The organism is Helicobacter monodelphidis (genome assembly GCF_003288845.1).
Taxonomy (GTDB): Bacteria; Campylobacterota; Campylobacteria; order Campylobacterales; family Helicobacteraceae; genus NHYN01.
Genome location: NZ_NHYN01000102.1, coordinates 1 through 441 on the forward strand (window position 1 = coordinate 1; position 441 = coordinate 441).

Below are 441 nucleotides of genomic sequence, written 5' to 3' on the forward strand. Positions count from 1 at the left end.
GGTGTGATTACTTCAGCCGCTAAGTATTATGCCCCCCCCCCCAAAGGTTTATCATCCCACGAAACAATCAAACTTATCTACCATGGAATGGCAGGAAGAGAGAGGGGGATTGAAACAATGATAGAAACAATGGATTATGTTGATGAACGTTTTAGTCTTGATTTAATGCTTGTTAAAACAGCAGATATAGACTATTTCAATCAATTACAAAACCTAGCCCATTCAAGAAGTAATGTAAGAATCTTAAATCCTGTTGCATTTGAGGAGATTATTCCTTTTACAACCCAATATGATATAGGATTTTACATCTTACAACCTTCAAACTTTAATGGATACTATGCCCTTCCTAATAAATTCTTTGAATTTATCCAAGCAAGATTAGCCATAGCTATAGGACCAAGCAAAGAAATGGCAAGATATGTTCAACAATATGATTTAGGC

Annotated in this window: 1 pseudogene; it reads left to right on the forward strand. The window is 35.4% G+C overall.

Going from position 1 to position 441, the window contains the following annotated elements:
- Window positions 1–441: pseudogene (locus tag CCZ01_RS10660) on the forward strand (capsular biosynthesis protein); the annotation flags it as partial.